General features: G+C 45.2%; 16 protein-coding genes. 12 read left to right on the top strand and 4 right to left on the bottom strand.

What is annotated here, in order from left to right; all coding sequences use genetic code 11:
• The first annotated feature begins 1 nt into the window (after position 1).
• The 3 genes from RJ47_RS15670 to RJ47_RS15660 all read left to right on the top strand — a co-directional run bounded on the left by RJ47_RS15670 (position 2) and on the right by RJ47_RS15660 (position 4815).
• The gene (locus RJ47_RS15670; RefSeq protein WP_039485035.1) at positions 2-1090 is read left to right on the top strand and encodes an efflux RND transporter periplasmic adaptor subunit; all 1089 of its coding nucleotides are present in this window, start codon (positions 2-4) and stop codon (positions 1088-1090) included.
• The gene (locus tag RJ47_RS15665; protein ID WP_039485033.1) at positions 1083-4184 is read left to right on the top strand and encodes an efflux RND transporter permease subunit; all 3102 of its coding nucleotides are present in this window, start codon (positions 1083-1085) and stop codon (positions 4182-4184) included. The genes RJ47_RS15670 and RJ47_RS15665 overlap by 8 nt, the downstream gene beginning before the upstream one ends.
• Positions 4185-4254: 70 nt before the next feature.
• Positions 4255-4815, top strand: coding sequence for a DNA-3-methyladenine glycosylase I (locus RJ47_RS15660; RefSeq protein ID WP_039485031.1), 561 nt, complete (start codon positions 4255-4257; stop codon positions 4813-4815).
• Here RJ47_RS15660 and RJ47_RS15655 read toward each other — a convergent pair.
• The 4 genes from RJ47_RS15655 to cls all read right to left on the bottom strand — a co-directional run bounded on the left by RJ47_RS15655 (position 4812) and on the right by cls (position 9552).
• Positions 4812-5669: a lipase secretion chaperone gene (locus tag RJ47_RS15655; protein ID WP_039485029.1), complete on the bottom strand. Its 858-nt coding sequence runs from the start codon at positions 5667-5669 to the stop codon at positions 4812-4814. The two genes, RJ47_RS15660 and RJ47_RS15655, sit on opposite strands and share 4 nt — an antisense overlap.
• A gap of 10 nt (positions 5670-5679) precedes the next feature.
• Positions 5680-6594 (bottom strand): lipase family alpha/beta hydrolase, encoded by a 915-nt coding sequence (locus RJ47_RS15650; protein ID WP_197058147.1) that lies wholly within the window; start codon positions 6592-6594, stop codon positions 5680-5682.
• Positions 6595-6829: 235 nt separating this feature from the next.
• Positions 6830-8035 (bottom strand): cystathionine beta-lyase, encoded by a 1206-nt coding sequence (locus RJ47_RS15645; RefSeq protein ID WP_039485024.1) that lies wholly within the window; start codon positions 8033-8035, stop codon positions 6830-6832.
• 62 nt (positions 8036-8097) lie between these two features.
• Positions 8098-9552, bottom strand: a complete 1455-nt coding sequence (cls, locus tag RJ47_RS15640; protein WP_038138621.1) for a cardiolipin synthase — start codon at positions 9550-9552, stop codon at positions 8098-8100.
• 366 nt (positions 9553-9918) lie between these two features.
• On the opposite strand from cls, the gene RJ47_RS15635 reads away from it, so the two are divergent.
• The 9 genes from RJ47_RS15635 to RJ47_RS15595 all read left to right on the top strand — a co-directional run bounded on the left by RJ47_RS15635 (position 9919) and on the right by RJ47_RS15595 (position 18520).
• The gene (locus RJ47_RS15635) at positions 9919-11352 is read left to right on the top strand and encodes a sodium-dependent transporter (protein WP_419831548.1); all 1434 of its coding nucleotides are present in this window, start codon (positions 9919-9921) and stop codon (positions 11350-11352) included.
• Between the two features lie 130 nt (positions 11353-11482).
• Positions 11483-13099: a methyl-accepting chemotaxis protein gene (locus tag RJ47_RS15630; RefSeq protein ID WP_039485018.1), complete on the top strand. Its 1617-nt coding sequence runs from the start codon at positions 11483-11485 to the stop codon at positions 13097-13099.
• Between the two features lie 71 nt (positions 13100-13170).
• On the top strand, positions 13171-13866 hold the full coding sequence (locus RJ47_RS15625; protein WP_039485016.1) for a TIGR01621 family pseudouridine synthase: 696 nt from the start codon (positions 13171-13173) through the stop codon (positions 13864-13866).
• An 11-nt stretch (positions 13867-13877) separates the two neighbouring features.
• Positions 13878-14813, top strand: coding sequence for a class I SAM-dependent methyltransferase (locus RJ47_RS15620; protein WP_039485267.1), 936 nt, complete (start codon positions 13878-13880; stop codon positions 14811-14813).
• A gap of 387 nt (positions 14814-15200) precedes the next feature.
• A complete protein-coding gene (locus RJ47_RS15615) occupies positions 15201-15401 on the top strand; it encodes a Flp family type IVb pilin (RefSeq protein WP_039485014.1) in 201 nt (66 codons plus the stop codon).
• 7 nt (positions 15402-15408) lie between these two features.
• Positions 15409-15846 (top strand): prepilin peptidase, encoded by a 438-nt coding sequence (locus RJ47_RS21650; RefSeq protein WP_072036331.1) that lies wholly within the window; start codon positions 15409-15411, stop codon positions 15844-15846.
• Positions 15847-15855: 9 nt separating this feature from the next.
• Entirely contained in the window at positions 15856-16659 is an 804-nt protein-coding gene (gene cpaB / locus RJ47_RS15605; protein ID WP_039472780.1) for a Flp pilus assembly protein CpaB, read from the top strand.
• Positions 16660-16712: 53 nt separating this feature from the next.
• The gene (locus RJ47_RS15600) at positions 16713-18008 is read left to right on the top strand and encodes a type II and III secretion system protein family protein (RefSeq protein WP_005470599.1); all 1296 of its coding nucleotides are present in this window, start codon (positions 16713-16715) and stop codon (positions 18006-18008) included.
• Between the two features lie 20 nt (positions 18009-18028).
• Complete coding sequence (locus RJ47_RS15595) at positions 18029-18520, top strand: hypothetical protein (protein WP_038189598.1); 492 nt, start codon at positions 18029-18031, stop codon at positions 18518-18520.

The raw sequence follows: 18520 nt of genomic DNA, 5'->3' as shown, positions 1-18520 counted from the left end.
GATGAAGCAATGGTTAGGGATAAGTGTGTTATCCACGGCAGCGTTCTTAGCGGGCTGTAGCGGTGAGGCAGAATATGTCGATTTTGGTCTTGCCAAAGTAAAAGTGTTGGAGTTGTCGAATCACGAAGTGAGCGAGGACAGATTGTATTTTCCCGCTGTTGCCAATGCAGCGGAACGCTCACACCTCAGCTTTAGGGTGGCGGGTGAAATTAGCAAGATTTACGTCAAGGAAGGGGATCAAGTTAAGCAAGGAGACCTGATTGCCGAGGTTGAACCAACGGATTACAAACTTGACGTTGATAACGCAAGTGCTCGTTATTCGGTCGTCGACAGTCAGTATAAGCGCTCCAAGCCTTTGGTCGACAAAGGCTTACTTGCCAAGTCTCAGTTCGACGAAATAGCGGCTAATCGTCAAATTGCCTACGCAGAGTTGCAGTTAGCGAAGCTACGATTGTCTTTTACTCAACTGAAAGCGCCTGTTGACGGGATCATATCCCGTGTGAGTGCGGATCAGTTTGAGAACATTCAAGTTGGCCAGCAAATCGTCAATATTCACAGTCTAGATAACGTAGAGATCCTGATTCAATTGCCTGATCGCCTCTACACCAATCAGCCTAGCCAAGAGGTTTTGGAAAAAGTAGATGCTGTGGTTAAAGTGCCAAGTGGTAATGAATACAGCGCAAAAATCAAAGAATTTACTACAGAGCCGGATCCGGCGACGGGGACGTTCACTGTGACCCTGTCGATGCCGATGCCAGAGCAAGAGTACATCTTGGATGGTATGGCGGTCGAAGTGACCTCCAGAGGAGAAGACATTGGATTAGAGCTGAATACCGGTGTCCAAGTCCCGATTGAGTCAATATTCAATGCAGATGGCGATGACTTAGCGCGTGAAAACAAGTACGTGTGGACGGTAGAGTCTGACAACACGGTTACGAAGAGAAAAGTCGTTGTTGGTAAGGCAAATAAGGAAACCGTTCAGGTTCTTGAAGGGCTAGACAAAGACCAAGTTGTCGTGGTCGCAGGCGTATCACGATTAAGGGAAGGTATGCAGGTAGAAGTGATTGAGAAGGAGGCGGGTCATGAGTGAACAAAATCTCAACGCGCGTCAACGTGATGAAGACGTAACGGGTATCGCAGCGTACTTTATTCGAAATAGAGTCATCAGTTGGATGATCTCGCTGATCTTCCTCATTGGCGGCACCGCAGCATTCTTTGGATTGGGGCGCCTCGAAGACCCTGCATTTACCATCAAAGATGCGATGGTTGTTACTTCATATCCTGGTGCGACACCTCAGCAGGTAGAAGAAGAAGTGACGTACCCACTGGAAAAAGCCATCCAGCAATTAACTTATGTGGATGAGGTGAACTCGATATCCAGTCGGGGTTTGTCGCAAATCACGGTGACGATGAAAAACAACTATGGTCCCGATGATTTGCCACAGATCTGGGATGAGCTACGCCGTAAGGTCAATGACTTAAAAGGTCAGTTACCTCCGGGTGTCAATGATCCGCAAGTGATTGATGATTTCGGTGACGTTTACGGAATCCTACTAGCGGTCACAGGTGAAGGTTATAGCTACAAAGAGTTGCTCGATTATGTTGACTATTTGCGTCGAGAATTAGAGCTCATTGATGGTGTAAGTAAGGTCTCGGTATCGGGTCAGCAGCAAGAACAAGTGTTTATCGAAATCTCGATGAAACGCATGAGCAGTTTAGGGCTTTCGCCAAACACCGTGTTCAATCTGCTGTCTACTCAAAACGTTGTCTCTGATGCAGGCGCGATTCGAATTGGTGACGAGTACATTCGTATTCAGCCTACGGGTGAGTTCCAAAATGTGGACCAACTTGGGGACTTGATCCTCACTGAGAGTGGTGCTCAGGGGCTTATCTACTTGCGGGATGTTGCTGACATCAAACGTGGTTACGTTGAAGTACCAAGCAATATCATCACGTTTAACGGCGATCTGGCGCTCAACCTGGGTGTCTCCTTTGCGCAGGGTGTAAACGTCGTCGAAGTTGGTAAACGCTTTGACCGACGCCTTGCCGAGCTCAAGTACCAACAACCCGTTGGTGTCGATATTTCGGAAATTTACAGTCAGCCAAAAGAAGTCGACAAATCAGTCAGTGGTTTTGTCGTCAGTTTGGGACAGGCTGTTGCTATCGTAATCATCGTGCTCCTTTTCTTTATGGGATTGCGCTCTGGTTTGCTCATCGGCTTGATTCTTCTGCTTACGGTGCTCGGTACATTCATCTTCATGAAGTACTTCGCTATCGATTTGCAACGAATCTCTCTTGGGGCGCTTGTTATCGCTTTGGGTATGCTGGTGGACAATGCCATCGTGGTGGTCGAAGGGATATTGATAGGTACGCAAAAAGGTCGAACGAGGCTGCAAGCTGCGACAGATATTGTCACGCAAACCAAGTGGCCGTTGCTTGGCGCGACGGTGATTGCCGTGACGGCGTTTGCTCCTATCGGCTTGTCGGAAGATGCGACTGGTGAATATTGTGGCACGTTGTTTACGGTTCTGTTGATCTCGTTGATGTTGAGTTGGTTTACCGCAATTTCATTGACGCCTTTCTTCGCAGATATCTTCTTTAAAGGTCAAAAAGTTCAACAAGATGGTGCAGAGAGCGATCCGTACAATGGCATGATCTTTGTGGTGTACAAAAGCTTCCTTGAGTTTTGTATGAAACGAGCTTGGTTGACCGTCATTGTACTGATTCTTGGATTAGCCGCGAGTGTGGTTGGCTTTACCCACGTTAAGCAATCGTTCTTCCCATCTTCTACAACACCGATTTTCCAAGCGGATATTTGGCTGCCTGAAGGGACGGACATTAGAGCGACCAACACTAAGTTGAAAGCCCTTGAAACGTGGATCTCTGAGCAAGATGGAGTGGACCATATCACCACAACCGCGGGTAAAGGTTTGCAGCGCTTTATGCTCACCTACGCGCCAGAGAAAAGCTATGCCGGTTACGGAGAGATTACGACTCGAGTGACCGATTATGAGAAACTTCATGACCTTATGGCACGTTTTCGTCTGCACGTAGAAGAGAACTTCCCTGAGATTAACTACAAGTTGAAGCAAATTGAGCTTGGTCCTGGCGGCGGTGCTAAGATTGAGGCGCGTCTAGTAGGCTCTGATCCTACCGTATTGCGTAGCCTTGCAAAGCAAGTGGAAGACATCATGCACGCGGATCCAGGTACGACAAACGTTCGTCATGACTGGCGTGAAAGAACGAAGGTGCTTGAACCTCAGTTTAATGAAAGTCAGGCTCGTCGCTATGGTATTACCAAGTCAGACGTCGATGAGTTTCTCGCGATGTCTTTCTCAGGAAAAGCGGTGGGCGTCTATCGTGACGGTACTACTCTAATGCCAATCGTGGCGCGTTTGCCAGAGGACGAGCGTGTAGATATCCGCAACATCGAAGGTATGAAGATCTGGAGTCCAGCGCTCAGTGAATATATTCCACTGCAACAAGTGACGATGGGCTATGACCTTCGCTGGGAAGACCCGATCATCGTGCGCAAAAATCGTAAACGTGTCTTGACCGTTATGGCTGATCCCGATCTATTAGGTGAAGAGACGGCGGCGACGTTGCAAAAACGTTTGATGCCACAAATCGAAGCAATTGAACTCCCTCCTGGCTATTCGTTGGAGTGGGGCGGTGAGTATGAGTCTTCAGGTGACGCTCAAGCTTCGCTGTTCACAACGATGCCAATGGGTTATCTATTCATGTTCTTAGTGACGGTGTTCTTGTTTAACTCGGTCAAAGAGCCTCTGATTGTGTGGCTGACGGTACCGCTCGCGATTATCGGTGTGACGACAGGACTGTTGGCGCTCAATACCCCATTTGGTTTTATGGCGTTGCTTGGCTTCTTGAGTTTGTCGGGGATGCTTTTGAAAAATGGCATCGTATTGTTGGATCAGATCGAGATCGAAATGCATTCAGGCAAAGATCCTTATGTTGCCGTGGTCGATGCAGCGCTGAGCCGCGTGCGTCCAGTGTGTATGGCGGCCATCACCACGATTCTCGGCATGATTCCTTTGCTGCCTGACATATTCTTTAAGCCAATGGCGGTAACGATTATGTTTGGTTTAGGTTTTGCGACTGTTCTGACACTAATCGTTGTGCCAGTGTTGTATCGTTTATTCCACAAGGTCGCGATACCAAAATAGCGTAACTCGCCAATAACGTTTTTCAAACGCCCTTGATGAAGAATCCGGGGCGTTTTTATAAGGATTGAAAATGGATAACAAAACATGTGCTTGGGCGATGAACCACCCACTTGAACGTGAATATCATGATGCAGAGTGGGGTGTGCCCGTTTATGACGATAACGTGTTGTTTGAGTTCATCACGTTAGAAGGCGCGCAAGCCGGTTTAAGTTGGATTACGATTTTGAAAAAGCGAGAAGGGTATCGCCAAGCATTTGAAAATTATGACTTAGATAAGCTCATTCAACATGATGAAGTACGTACTGAGTTCATCGTTGAACACTTCGACGTGGTTAAGCACCGTGGCAAAATTAACTCGGTATTTAGCAACGCTAAAGCGGCAAAGCAATTAATCGAAGAATACGGAAGCTTATCTAATGCTCTATGGCAGTTTGTTGATGGCAAGCCTATTGTGAATCACTGGACAGATATGAGCCAAGTGCCAGTCTCTACGGAACAGTCCAAAGCGATGAGTAAGTTCCTTAAAAAGAAAGGCTTTAAGTTTGTGGGTGAAACAATTTGCTACGCCTTTATGCAGGCCGTGGGCATGGTGGATGATCATGTTGTTGGTTGCCCCAAAAAGCAAAATTAGTTTTTTGATTGTTCGTCGTGAATACGCTCTAGAGCTTTGATTCGCCTTTGTTGGTGTGGTTCAAAACTCTGATTTCTTAGCGAGGTGATTTCTTGTTGAATTGCTTCAGGTCCTAAAGCGGGATTGTTTAAAATGTCTGACCGTTGGCCGAAGTAGTGGTCAAGTGACGCTTTGAAGGCGGCCCTGTTGTCGTCAAGATCTTGCAGTCGCTGAGCACCTTGTTCACCAACCAACTCAACCCTCGCTAGATACTTTTGCTGTGAACTTAACTGTGATGTATTGACTAGTTGAAGCGTGAGAGCGTTATTTCGTTCGCTTTCCTGAATGTGGCTTGGTTGCGCGATTAAGAGTTGTTCTAAACGCTGCTTTTGGTCTATCGGGTCTAAGTTGTTCTCTTTAATGACCAGTTTGTCGACCGCGAGTTGGCGTAACCTGTTTTCCTCATCAAAAAGTTGTTTAATTTGCTCGTCATTAAAGAACTGCCGCTGCAGCGCCAGAATTTCATCATTGATTCGCTGTAACTCCGAAACTGAAAGTGACGTCGCGCCTAACGGCTCAAGATTCGTAAGCGCTCGTTTGTAGGCGAGGTAGGTGTCAAAGAGCGCAATACTGACGTTGATCGATGTTTGTTCAGCAGCATCAGAACGCACATTTGTCCGCACTTGATCAAGTGATTGCTCGCCAACACTGCTTAACGAATATTCAAAAAAATCCTTTTGGGAAGAAAGGTCGACAGCAACATCTTGTTGTGATTCTGCTTTGATTGGCATTGGTGAGGTCAGCGGATGAAAATAAGTCGCTCCAACGAAAAAAAGAGAAACGACAAACAGTGAGAACAGAGCGACTTTTTTCATAACGGACTCCTTACAAACCTTGTTGTTTCAGGCGGTTTGCATGTTGACGGTATAGCGTTACTGGATCTGTCTCGAATAAATGATGAATACCAAGCAACCCATTGATTTCATCGAGATGGTTCATCTTGTAATCGTCGCGAATGACTTTGCCTAAATGCGTACTGCAACTGGCAACCAACCCATCGTTTGGACCATCAAACGCCAGCCCTAAAACCATCATGGCACCGTCCGTTGGATCAAAGACGTTGGTAAAGTTTGCTGCACCTGTCCAAGAGTAATAGTACACACCATTAGATGCGAGCAGGTCACCGTTACCGCATTCGGTGCTTGGGATGCCCTCTGGGTAATATCGGTTAAAAGTCAGTGAGCCTTCGGTCGTAAGAGCATCTAATGACGCCAAAGGATCTTGCTCAAGATCGGAGCCTCCAGATAGCAAGTTAATCAATGTCACTAGCCCTTGTGCGAGTTTTACGGCTACTCCTTCACTGATTGAGCCCTCAGGTACCGTTCCACGAACAATGTCTGCCACCTTTGACCCTTTATGTACCCCACCAACACTTGTTACTGAAGCGACCAAGTCTGGGCGAATCGATGCAACGTAACGGGCGGTAGGGCCACCATGACTGTGTCCAATCAAGTTGACCTTTTGAGCGCCAGTGGCCGCGAGTAGAGTCTCAACTTGGTTTAAGAGCTGTTCACCTCGCGCTTCGCTACTATGAGTTGCAGATACTTGAGCAACATAGACGGTGGCGCCATCTTTAGTCAGTGATTGAGGTATGCCGTAGAAATAATCGACGCCAGCCAATGAATCAAAACCGAACAGTCCATGTACCAAAACGATAGGGTACTTGGTTTCGGTATACCCAGATGCATGGGCGAGGTTGACGACGGGCTGGACTATTGCCAAAGAGACGAAAAGAGTCAGTGCTTGGTAGAGTTTCAAATTGTTGCTCCTTCTGGTTAGACCTCTGATGAGAAATTACAACGTAGAAGAAACGCGACAGATAAGGCAAGAAACAATGTAAATAAAATGTTAACTCGTGAGCTTGAGATAAAAAACAACAGATTGGTTTAACTCGACCAAAGGTATGAGAAATATTGAAGAGTGTAGATAAAACAAAAAGCCCCGCAAATGCGAGGCTATAAGTTTGTTAGTGTCGTTACGCAGTCGCTTCTTTCTCGAAAATCAGCGCGTTATAACGCTCTAACCCTGCTTCTAGATCGGAAATTAAGTCGTCTACGTCTTCCAGACCAATGTGGACGCGAATCAATGTACCTTCAAAATTGGGATTCGCAACGGTACGCAAACTGTTGAAACTTTTTGGCTCGTTGGCAAGGATTAAACTCTCAAATCCTCCCCATGAATAGCCCATACTGAAATGTTTCATTCCATCAAGCAATGCTGTCGTCGCGCGAGGATAACTGGTTTTCAATACGAAAGAGAACAGACCGTTTCCACCCGTAAAGTCGCGAGTAAAGAACTCATGACCTGGACATGTCTCAAGGGCAGGGTGTCGAACATGATCGACTTCTGGACGGCTTTGTAACCACTTGGCCACTTTTAAGCTATTTTCCGCATGTTGGCGAAGTCGAACATCCAGGGTACGAATCCCCCGTAGGCCCAAGTAAGCATCATCAGGAGAAACGCATTGGCCCATTAAGTAGCTTTGCTCGCGCAATTGATCCCAATGCTTTTCGTTGGCGACTGCGGTACCCAGCATAACGTCGGAATGTCCCACGATGTACTTAGTCGCCGCCTGAATTGAGATATCTACACCGTACTCAAAAGGAGAAAAGTTAACGCCAGCGGCCCATGTGTTATCAAGCATTACAACAATGTCAGTTTCGTGAGCAATACGGGACAGAGTTGGAACGTCTTGTACTTCCATCGTGATTGAACCAGGCGACTCTAAAAATAGAACTTTAGTATTTGGCTGGATGAGTTCACGAATACCTTCACCAATTGTTGGGTCGTAATAGGTTGTTTCTACGCCCATTTTTTTCATGATCTTGTCGCAGAAATCTCTTGTAGGTTCGTAGCACGTATCAACCATCAAGATGTGATCGCCTGTCTCTACAAAGGCAAGTATGGCGTTTGATATCGCTGCGGTGCCACATGGATATAAAGCGCATCCCGCACCACCTTCTATCTCAACCATCGCGTCTTGGAATGCAAAGTGGGTATTTGTCCCTCTGCGCCCATAGAACAGAGTCTTGTTTGCTCTGTTAACGGTAGCGTGGTGCTTTTCGGCTACGGTGTTGAAGACAACGGTAGAGGCGCGTTGTACTGGGGGATTAACGACTCCGTTTGTCCATTTGCCATCACGGCCGGCTGTGACAAACTTAGTTTGTTTATTTTCTGACATTTGAAGTCCCTATCTCTAACTGTTGCCTTATTTAAAACATGACAACACTCAATAAGCAAGGGCTAGAGCAGGGGATTAAACAAGTAAAAGACTCGCTCAAGAAAACGTGAGTACAATGAGCGCTTCTGCCATTGTTTCAAACTGACTCGATGCGACTCCTGCATGTAGCTGTTTTGTAGCCAGAACATTTCTTTGGTAAATGACTCGTCGTCAATAGCCAGTGTCAGCTCGAAATTGAGCCATAAGCTACGCATATCCATGTTTACCGTGCCAACAAGGCAAAACTGTTCATCGATCACGACCGATTTTGTATGCAGAAGGCCGCCATAGAACTCGTAGATCTCAACACCGGCCTGCATGAGTTCGGTATAGAAGGCGCGCGATGCCCATTGGACCATGATTGAATCGTTCTTATGTGGAATGATTAGCTCGACTTTGATACCCCGCTGAGCGGTCATTTTAAGCGTTTCAAGTAAATCGGAGCTCGGGACAAAGTACGGCGTGGTGATCCGCACCGACTGATTCGCTTGGTTAATCGCCAATGTAAGCACTTGAGAGATCAGATGCTCTGGCATTCCCGGTCCAGATGGCACAACTTGAACAGGGTGTTGCGGCTCTTCGGGATTAATTCTGCATTCAGGCAGTTTGGGTAGCCTACGGTTTCCTGTTTCGACCTCCCAGTCCCAACCGTGAATGGCGGATAGGACGTTCACGGTCGGTCCGGTCAAGCGAACCATAATGTCTATCCACTGACCAACACCGCTACTTTGTTTAAAAAAGGCAGGGTCAACCATATTCATCGATCCCGTGTAGCCAATGTTATCGTCGATAACGATGATTTTTCTGTGCTGCCGAAGATCGAGGCGGCGAAGAAAAATACGCCAAGGGCTGACTTCTAGCGCTTGCACTACCTCTATGCCAGCGGATTTCATCATCTTGTACCATTCGCTTCGAAAGAAACGCGGGCTACCCGCAGAGTCGAGTAAGAGTCTAACTTTAACTCCACGTTTAGCCGCTTTAATCAGAGAAGCGGAGACGGCATCAACAAGGCCGCCCGGGTGCCAGATATAGAAAACCATGTGGATGCTTGATTTTGCCGTCTCAATATCTTGAATGACGGAATGGAGGATCTCATTGGGTGAACTTTGCAGAGAAAGTGTGTTGCCGCTCAATGCAGGCAAGCCTAGACGATTATTACACAGTTCATCGATTCGGTAGATATGGCGGCCAAAACTCTCTGGTGCATGTGCATGGCATTCATTCAAACTAGAAAACCATTGCTCGAAGGGAGCAAACATAAGCTTCGCTCTCTCGGCTCGCTTCCTGCCCAAGTTCAGTTCTCCAAACAGGAAGTAGCAGGCAACACCAACGATCGGGATGATATAGATGATCATCAACCAAGCAAGGGAAACACTAACAGCACGCCGTTTTAATACAACGCGAATCGTTACACCGGCCACAAGAATCCAGTAAAACACGATCCCGGCAAGGGTTAGAAAGTGATAAAACTTGTCCATTCAACTACCTAGAACACATATCGAGCGACTTAATAGTAATCTGCCATAGTCATAGTCACAACAACAAACTGGGTTGAATTAAGAGAGTATTGCAAAGTTTACAAAAAGAGGATTTGTGTTAGAGGAGTGTTAAAACTAGTGGGTAGAGCTTGCTATTGTGTAAAAAATCAGCATTTAAACACAATAATTACATTTGTGGTGAAGAAATGTACTTTTCGGGGTTTCAATTTTACTTTTAAACTGCTTTACTTGCTACAACGTTAGCGTCACTCAAAATTCTAATTAGTGTAAAAAAATATATACACCCACTTTTAAAGACGCCTAACAGAAGCAAACACAACTTATATAATGATTTTAATGGAGTAAATCGTGGCTACTAGTTCAAGTTCAAAGCCCCGTGATACGTGGGGGTCTAAATTAGGCTTCGTTATGGCTGCAGCAGGTTCTGCTGTTGGTCTTGGTAACATTTGGAAGTTTCCTTATACGGCAGGTGAAAGTGGCGGTGGTGCATTCGTTGCTATCTACCTTCTTTTTGTCATCTTTATCGGTTTTAGCGTCATGCTTACCGAATTCACGATTGGTCGTAAGACAGGTCTATCAGCAGTAGGTGCGTTCAAATCGACTGACCGTCGTTGGACGTTTACCGGTGTTATGGGTGTATTAAGTGGTCTACTTATTATGGGTTTCTACCCTGTAGTAGGTGGTTGGGCACTGGCTTACATCTTCAAAGTAGGCGGTGGTTTACTAAGTACCCCTGAAGCGATCGGTGACAGCTTTGGTGGTTTCATCTCTGATCCAGTTCAGCCACTTATGTGGATGGCTGTATACCTATTCCTTAACATCCTGATTGTTATGAAAGGTATCTCTGGTGGTATCGAGAAAGCAGGTAAGGTTCTAATGCCTTTATTATTCCTGATTCTGATTGTTGTATCAGTGAAAGGTTTAATGCTGCCAGGTGCAATGGCAGGTCTAGAATTCTTGTTCATGCCTGATTTCTCTAAAGTAGACAGTAATGTTGTTCTAGCGGCGCTAGGCCAAGCATTCTTCTCTCTATCACTTGGTATGGGCTGTATGATGACATACGGTTCTTACCTTAAGAAGAAAGAGAACCTAGTTCAGACGACAGGTATGGTTACTGCGATGGATACAGGTGTTGCTATCCTTGCTGGTGTTGCAATGTTCCCTGCAATGTTTGCATTTGGTATGGAACCAGCGGCAGGTCCAGGTCTAGTGTTCGTCGTCGTTCCTCAGTTATTTGCTGAAATGGGTGGCGTAATTGGTCTTCTATTCGCTCTAATGTTCTTCATCGGTCTAACGGTTGCGGCTCTAACTTCTTCAGTATCTCTTCTAGAAGTAGTGGTGTCTTACCTAATCGATGAAAAAGGCATGAAGCGTTCAACTGCGGTTATCTCTTCAAGTGTTGTTATGGCGACACTATGTGTGTTCGCATCACTATCGCTTGGCGGTGTTGGTCCAACACTATTCGGTACTGGCGCATTTGACATCTTCGACCTACTGACAGATAAGATCTTCCTAGCGGTTGGCGGTATGTTAGTGTGTATCTTTGCTGGCTGGCGTCTATCTCGTGCAGAGCTTGAGAAAGAAATTACTAATGACGGAAAAGTATCTTTCCCACTGTTCGGTCTATGGTACAACCTAGTTAAGTACGTAATTCCAGTTGCAATCGCAATCGTTGCCTTCATGGGCATTAAGTCTGGCTTCGATAGCGGTAAAGGTGAAATCATGCTGCTTGGTATCGGTATCATCGCTTTAGCTGGTATTTTCTCGAAGAAGCTATAACGCTAAGAAAGAACGAATCAAAAACCTCCCAATTGGGAGGTTTTTTCGTTTCTGTCAGCTACTTTTATTAAAGTTATTGATAACTAGTGCCGATACAGAACGATATCAGTAATAAATTGGAAGGTGCTTTGTGAAGTGGTCTGTTCGTAAAAAAATGTATGCAGGTTTTGGTTGTGTTTTAGCAATCATGACGATTATGGCCGCAACGATATGGGCTGAAGTCATTCGCTCACACGCAGTTGCGCATGAGATTCGTACGGATGATGTACCAGAAGTTGTCGGTTATCTTGTTCTTATTGATGAAGCCGGTGATGTTTACCGTGATGCGACTGGAGCCATTACAGGTGTCCCTGGCGCTATCAATGACTATCGAACCAACAAACAAGAATTTTCTGACGCGATAACCGTAGTAAAAAACCTCGAGGTTAGAGGAGGGGCGGATTATCAACGAGTTGAAAAGATTGAGAGTTTGATGTCTGGTTTTACACAAGGCTTTGAGCGAGAAATCGTCCCTTTGATTGGTAACAAAGATCAGTTGGATAAACAAATTTCCCAACTTCGGCAATTATATGAGACTTACTTATCGCCGATAGAAGCGTATCTAGATGAAGCATCGTCGACCGAGGTAGTAGAAACTGATGCAGCGCTGTTGGCGCTCACTGAGTCGTTCTACACAATCGAAACGACTATTATCATACTCTTTGTTGTTGCGCTGGTGCTGACATGTATTGTGGCATATTGGCTATCTCATTCCATTACAACTCGTTTGTCTAAACTTGATTCAGTTGCCCAGAAAGTGGCGAATGGCGACTTGACCACGGAGGATATAGTCGATAACTCAGGTGATGAGCTCTCTAATCTAGCCGGTTCAATCAACCAAATGCAAGCCTCCTTAACAACCCTGATTGGTAGTATATCTGCCGTTGCAGAAGAAGTGAAAGTGGTAACCAAAGAGCTTTCCGATGTAAGCCAAGACATTGTAAGTGGAGCTTCATCCCAAGCCGATAAAGCTAATCTGATTGCCACTGCCGCAGAAGAGTTGAGTTTGACGATTTCAGAAGTGGCACAGCAAGGTAATGCGACTTTCGAGGAAGCGCAGCGTTCTGAAGGAAACGCAGAGTCGGGGCGTAAAGTAATCAATGAAATGGTCGCGTCGATCCAGCAAGTCAGCGTGCAAATGACAGAGATGTCAAAGCAAATGAATGAACTCGGAACGCATAGCGAGCAAATCGGTTCGGTTATTCGAGTGATTGAAGAAATCGCAGAACAAACAAACTTGTTGGCGTTAAACGCTGCTATTGAAGCCGCGCGGGCTGGAGAGTTCGGTCGCGGCTTCGCCGTTGTAGCGGACGAAGTTCGAGCGTTGGCAGAACGCACAACGAAAGCGACACAAGAGGTAGGGGGAATCATCCAACAAATTCAATCAGGCACTCAAGAGGCTGTTACCTACACGGTAGAAAACTGTCAGCTAGTAGAAATCGGTGTCGAGCGAAGCTCTGGTGCAGTGAGTGCTTTGGATGAAATTGTATCAGGCGCTGCCAACGTCCAGGCGATGGTTAATTCGATTGCGACTGCGGCGGAAGAACAGACAGCTGTAACTAAAGAGATAGCCGCTGACATCACGGCAATCAGTGACATTTCGGAGCGTTCGCTACAGCTTGCGAACAACAGCTCACACAATGTCAATGGGTTGAACGCAAAAGTATTGGAACTTGAATCCCTCGTTGGCAAGTTTAAATTGAATTAACCTCATTTTCTCGCTACTGGCTTTCACTAGGATTAAAGGTATACTCTTGCGTCCTAAGTGGAGCCAGTCGTATGTTTGATATCCTTTATACCCACCCAGATTTTATTGCCGTCGTTAAACACCCAAACGTGTCTGTGCATAAAGACGAAGGCGAGACCATGCTACTCCAAGAAGTTGCAGCCAAGACGGGTGACCCTAAGTTGTATCTTGTCCACCGTTTGGACAAAATGACATCAGGTTTGTTATTGCTCGCAAGAAGTTCCAAAGCGGCGAGTGCCTTGGCAACACTCTTCTCTGACAGAGAAATTGAGAAATACTACCTAGCTATTGGCAGTAGTAAGCCGAAGAAAAAGCAGGGCGCAGTAATTGGCGATATGGAACGTTCGAGGCGTTCTACCTGGAAACTTATCAATCGGCGAGACAATCCTGCTATAACCCAGTTTTTCTCGACTGCTAGTGGTCAGGGAGAACGCCTTTTATTGTGTAAGCCTCACACTGGCAAGACGCACCAAATCAGAGTTGCCTTGAAGTCGGTTGGTTCCGCGATTGTTGGAGACGCGATTTACAACGCATCATGTAAAGCCGATAGAGGCTACTTGCATGCTTTTGCTTTGCGCTTTAATTATCTAAATGAAGAATATAAGTTCATTAGTGACCCAAGAGAGAGTACTGAACTTGGCACTAAATGGAGAGATGAAACAACGAGTCAGGCGATTGAATCCTGGCTCAAGCCTTGGGAGTTGTCATGGCCGAAGATCAAAAAGTAATTCCACTACCAATGCAATCAAATCAATTACCTGTCTTCTTTGAACAGCTCACGCAGCGATTAACCGATGCTCCAAACGAAGTAAGACGCCTGTTTCATGGGCGAGGACGCTGCTTCTCTGGTTTAGAGCAAATTACTTGTGACTGGGTAAACGGACAGCTGATTGTTGCTTTGTTTAAAGAGGGAGATGCACGCTTCGTTGAAGAATTAAAGCGTGGCTTGCTTGCCCTGGCGACTTCAGAGTTGTGGCGTTCAACAGCTGGACGCTCAATCGTCATACAGTATCGATACAAGGAAGGTGCTCCTTCTGAAGTGCTAATTGGTGAGTTGGAGAGCACCCCAGTAGTTGTTGAATCTGGAATCAAATACCAACTCAACATTGGACGCAATCAAAACTTCGGTCTGTTTCTTGATATGCGCTTTGGGCGAGATTGGGTCAGAGAGCATGCGCAAAACAAAAACATACTCAACTTGTTCGCCTATACTTGCGGGTTTTCTGTCGCCGCTGTAGAAGGCGGAGCAGACAAGGTTGTAAATGTCGATATGTCGAGGAGCTCTCTTTCAAAAGGGCGTGAAAACCATAAGCTAAATGGACACAACCTAAACAGCGTGAGTTTTCTTGGCTATGACATCTTTCGATCATGGGGGAAAATTCGCAAGCTTGGTCCTTATGACTTAATCATCATAGACCCACCTTCATTTCAAAAGGGGAGTTTCGCCCTAACGAAAGATTATAAAAGAATATTAAGACGCCTACCTGAACTGCTTACTTCAGACGGTAGAGTGTTGGCATGTGTAAACTCTCCTCAAGTAAGTTGCAACTTCTTAATAGACAGCATGAGAGAAGAAGCGCCGAGTTTGCACTTTGTCCAACGTATTGATAATCCGCCTGAGTTTAAGGACATCGATTCAGAAGCCAGTTTGAAAGTGATGGAATTTGCATACTAGTCCTAAAATACAACCCTACCTTATTTTGCGAGGAGAAATAAGGTAGGGTTTTTTTCCAAGTTTAACGTATCAAAAGTGAGATTTTTTGACCTTGCTAACTTCTGAGTGAGTAGGTGTTAAGTCAACTATATTGTACAGTAGTAAGTAAAGATGTGTTTTATGTCGAAATGTTCGTTTTCTGTAAATAAGTGCACTTAACCAAAACAAATTACGTCACATAAATCACTGTCAAATCGTGTTACACTGGTTTTGTTGTTTATTTTATGGTGTAAAATAAGTACCAGTAATTGTTTGTCACTTCGCATTCACTTATATAGAATGCGTACATCTTTGATGCATATATTGTTACAAAAATATATGCAATAGTTCTAGTAAAGGAAAAATATCATGTTAACTAAAGCTTTTGTTGCTGCTCAAAGCGCACTTTACTCATTCAAAAAAGACGAGCGCGGTGTCACTGCAATCGAATACGCAATCATCGGTGTTGCTGTATCTGCAATTGTACTGGCGATGTTCAACAGTGATTTGAGAACTGCACTGACTGGCGCGATGGATAAAATAGTAGGCAAAATTAACGAGGCCTCTTAATAGCGTTTTGGTTACACCTACAATTATTTGGTGGCTGATACTAGCCACCATTTGTCTATTTATATGTTGGCGCGACTATCGTTTCCGATTGGTTTCCAACAATAGTGTTTTGTCACTGGGATGTGTGTTACTTAGCTCTGCTTTCATAAACGGTTCACAAATCTACCCTTTTACTGCGCTGATGCTATTTATACCTGGCTTACTTCTTTGGCGGTTAGGAGTGTTTGGTGCTGGTGACATAAAATTGATATGTGTATTCTCATTGCTTATTCAGCCCGATTTTTTGCTCTTAGTCGGAGTGATTCTTATGCTGCTGGGTGGGCTCGAGGCGCTAGTCTACATACTAATTAAAAAATTTAAGCCTATAAGTATTGTCCATGACGGGCTGCCCTTTGCGATACCAATTGTGTTAAGTGGTGTGTTTGGCATAGGTGCTTCAATTTAGGAATTTAACATGCGCACAAAACTTATTCTCGCTGTCGCCGTTTTAGCCATCATCTTTGGTCTTTATGGATTAGCGGGTAACTTAACACGCCCCACAGACTCCAGCAGCCTACAAACGGCTCAACCACTCAAATTCTATTCCGTCTGGCAAGTTAGAAGCCAAGTCTCTGCAACTGACGTTGTGCGTCCGGAACACTTGCAAGTACTAAAAATCCAAGAAGACGACGCGGCCCTTCAGGGAATTACGGAAGACATGTTGTTCGAATACCCGCTAGGTTCTATTTATCGCTCTGATATGGCCGAAGGTAGCTTGCTGTATCCAACAGATATTGTTGCGCCTAATTCACCAGAATATTTAGATTTAACGCTTGCTGACGGGTATGTTCCTTACCCTCTAAAAGTGTCTCCCGAAGCAGTTGTAGGTGGGGTAATAAGAGCCAGCAGTTATATTGATATTTTGGCGTTGACGGTGCCCGGTAATGCGGCATCTATAGAAGTAGGGGCTTCTGTTTCTGCGCGAGGCAAGGCAATCTCAATATCGCCTGTATTGATGGGCGTCAAAGTGTTGCGCGTCGATCAATCAGATGCCAAAGAAGCGACCGGTGAAGACGTCGCATTGGAGACTCACCTCATACTCGAACTTGATAGAAAACAAGTTTCTATATTGAGTGTTGCGAAGCAGATTGCGACACTGGAAGTACACAAATCTGTGGGGAATTATCGCCCTGCTGACCTTAGTGCTGATGCTGGTGACGTATTACCGGGATTTAAATCAGTGATTGAATATCGAGCTGATGCTGTAACCATTAAGTAGGGAAAACGACAATAATGTATTTAGTTAGAGCGAGCGTTGCTATTTTCATTGCTATGTGGAGCAGTATCACCTTTGCGCAGGTTTTGATGAACCTTGGAGAGGGGGAAGCAAAAGCGATCAATACCAAGGCTGAAATAGCATCAGTTTTTATCTCAGACCCTCAAATTGCGGACTATCAAGTGGTTGATAAGAATAAGTTGGTAATTTTTGGTAAGAAAGTGGGTACAGTTTCGCTGCTCGCTTTCGATGACAATTCTGAGACGATCATCAGCAGAAAGCTCGTAGTAAATCAAAGTCTTATTCATATCCAGCAACAGGTACAAATTCGTTACCCTGATGTTAGCATCTCAATATACAACTTGGGTGAGCAGGTTGTGCTTGCTGGCAAAGTACCCAGTGAAAAAATTCGTGATGAGATAAATATTCTGGTGGGTGAACTTCTTAACAAAGAATATGAGGATTATAAGATTGAGTGGGATCTAGGCGAGAACACCTACGAGATGGAGTTCATGACTAGACGTCACTACAAGGGCATCGTTAACAACATTGAAGTCTCAACAACCAAGCAGGTCAATGTCAAATTATCGATTGCAGAAGTGTCACAGTCTTTTCTCGAACAGTTTGGCGTAAAGTACGGAACGTTGGATAGTAGCGCCAATTTTATGGGTGGCACGTTCGTTGATCAGCTTATTAATTTCAGTGCAGCGGATATTGTCTCTGTGATATCAGCAATCGGTGATGATGCAGTAGGGCAAGTATTGGCAGAGCCGAATTTATCGGTCATATCGGGAGAGACAGCTAGCTTTTTGGTTGGTGGAGAGATCCCCGTTGTGACGGTAGTTGATGGTGGGACCAACGTTCTGTTCAAAGAATTCGGTATTCGACTAGAGATGATGGCGAAAGTTTTGCAAGACGACAAGATCAAGCTATCACTAATGCCAGAGGTCAGCTCGTTAGATACCCAGTATCAAAATGACCGCTATAGCCTACCTGCACTTAAAACACGTCGTGCCCGCACAACCGTAGAGTTGGGTGATGGTCAGAGCTTCGTGTTAGGCGGCTTGTTAAGTACCGAGGATCGCGAGTCGTTGAGCCGAGTTCCGTTTATTGGAGATGTACCCATTTTAGGCGCGTTATTTAGACATACAGAAACAGTCCGAAATAAAACAGAGCTTGTTATTGTCGCGACGGTGAACTTAGTTAAACCAGTCAATCCTTCGCAAATCCAACTACCGACGATGAAACGAACAACGACCATGCAAAGATTTTTTAATGTCGAGTACAGCTACACGCCAGCAAGTAAGGCGTGGGCGGAAGAAGTACTGCAGGCTGGAGGCTTCAAGAAATGAGAAGTTTATCGGTTGTGCTAATGTCGAGTATGTTACTTTTTGGTTGTGCTGAACGTGTCGCAGAGCGAAACGGTATTTCAGTAGATTTGGTCCCAGTGACCTATACCTTTAAAGCGAAAGTAGATAAAACGAACCGTGATAAAGTCGATAAACAAGTGAACGAGTATCTCGATACGCATCGTGAAAAGGTGCAAACTGAGCAGCTATTTTTTACATGGTCTTCTGAACTGGCTAAAGAGCATGTATTGAAAACAAAGAAAATGCTTTTACAGCAAGGTATCGATCCGCAAAATATCCATATAGCAGAACAATCAAATGGTATAGGGCCGTTCAACCTGACTTTATCATTGCAGCAATACCAAGTGCTTGTACCAAGATGTGAAGGTGCCCAAGTCAATCGATTCGACTTTACGACACATGACTGTTTTGTTGAAGGGAATCGTTGGCATTCATTACAGCATCCCGAAAAAATGGTCGATAATAAAGCGCAATACAACGACATGGGTGAGTAG

Origin of the sequence: Vibrio sinaloensis (genome assembly GCF_000808535.1) — a bacterium.
Classification (GTDB): domain Bacteria; phylum Pseudomonadota; class Gammaproteobacteria; order Enterobacterales; family Vibrionaceae; genus Vibrio; species Vibrio sinaloensis_D.
Note: the sequence above shows the minus strand (reverse complement) of the source record. Positions and strands in the feature narration are given on the sequence as shown.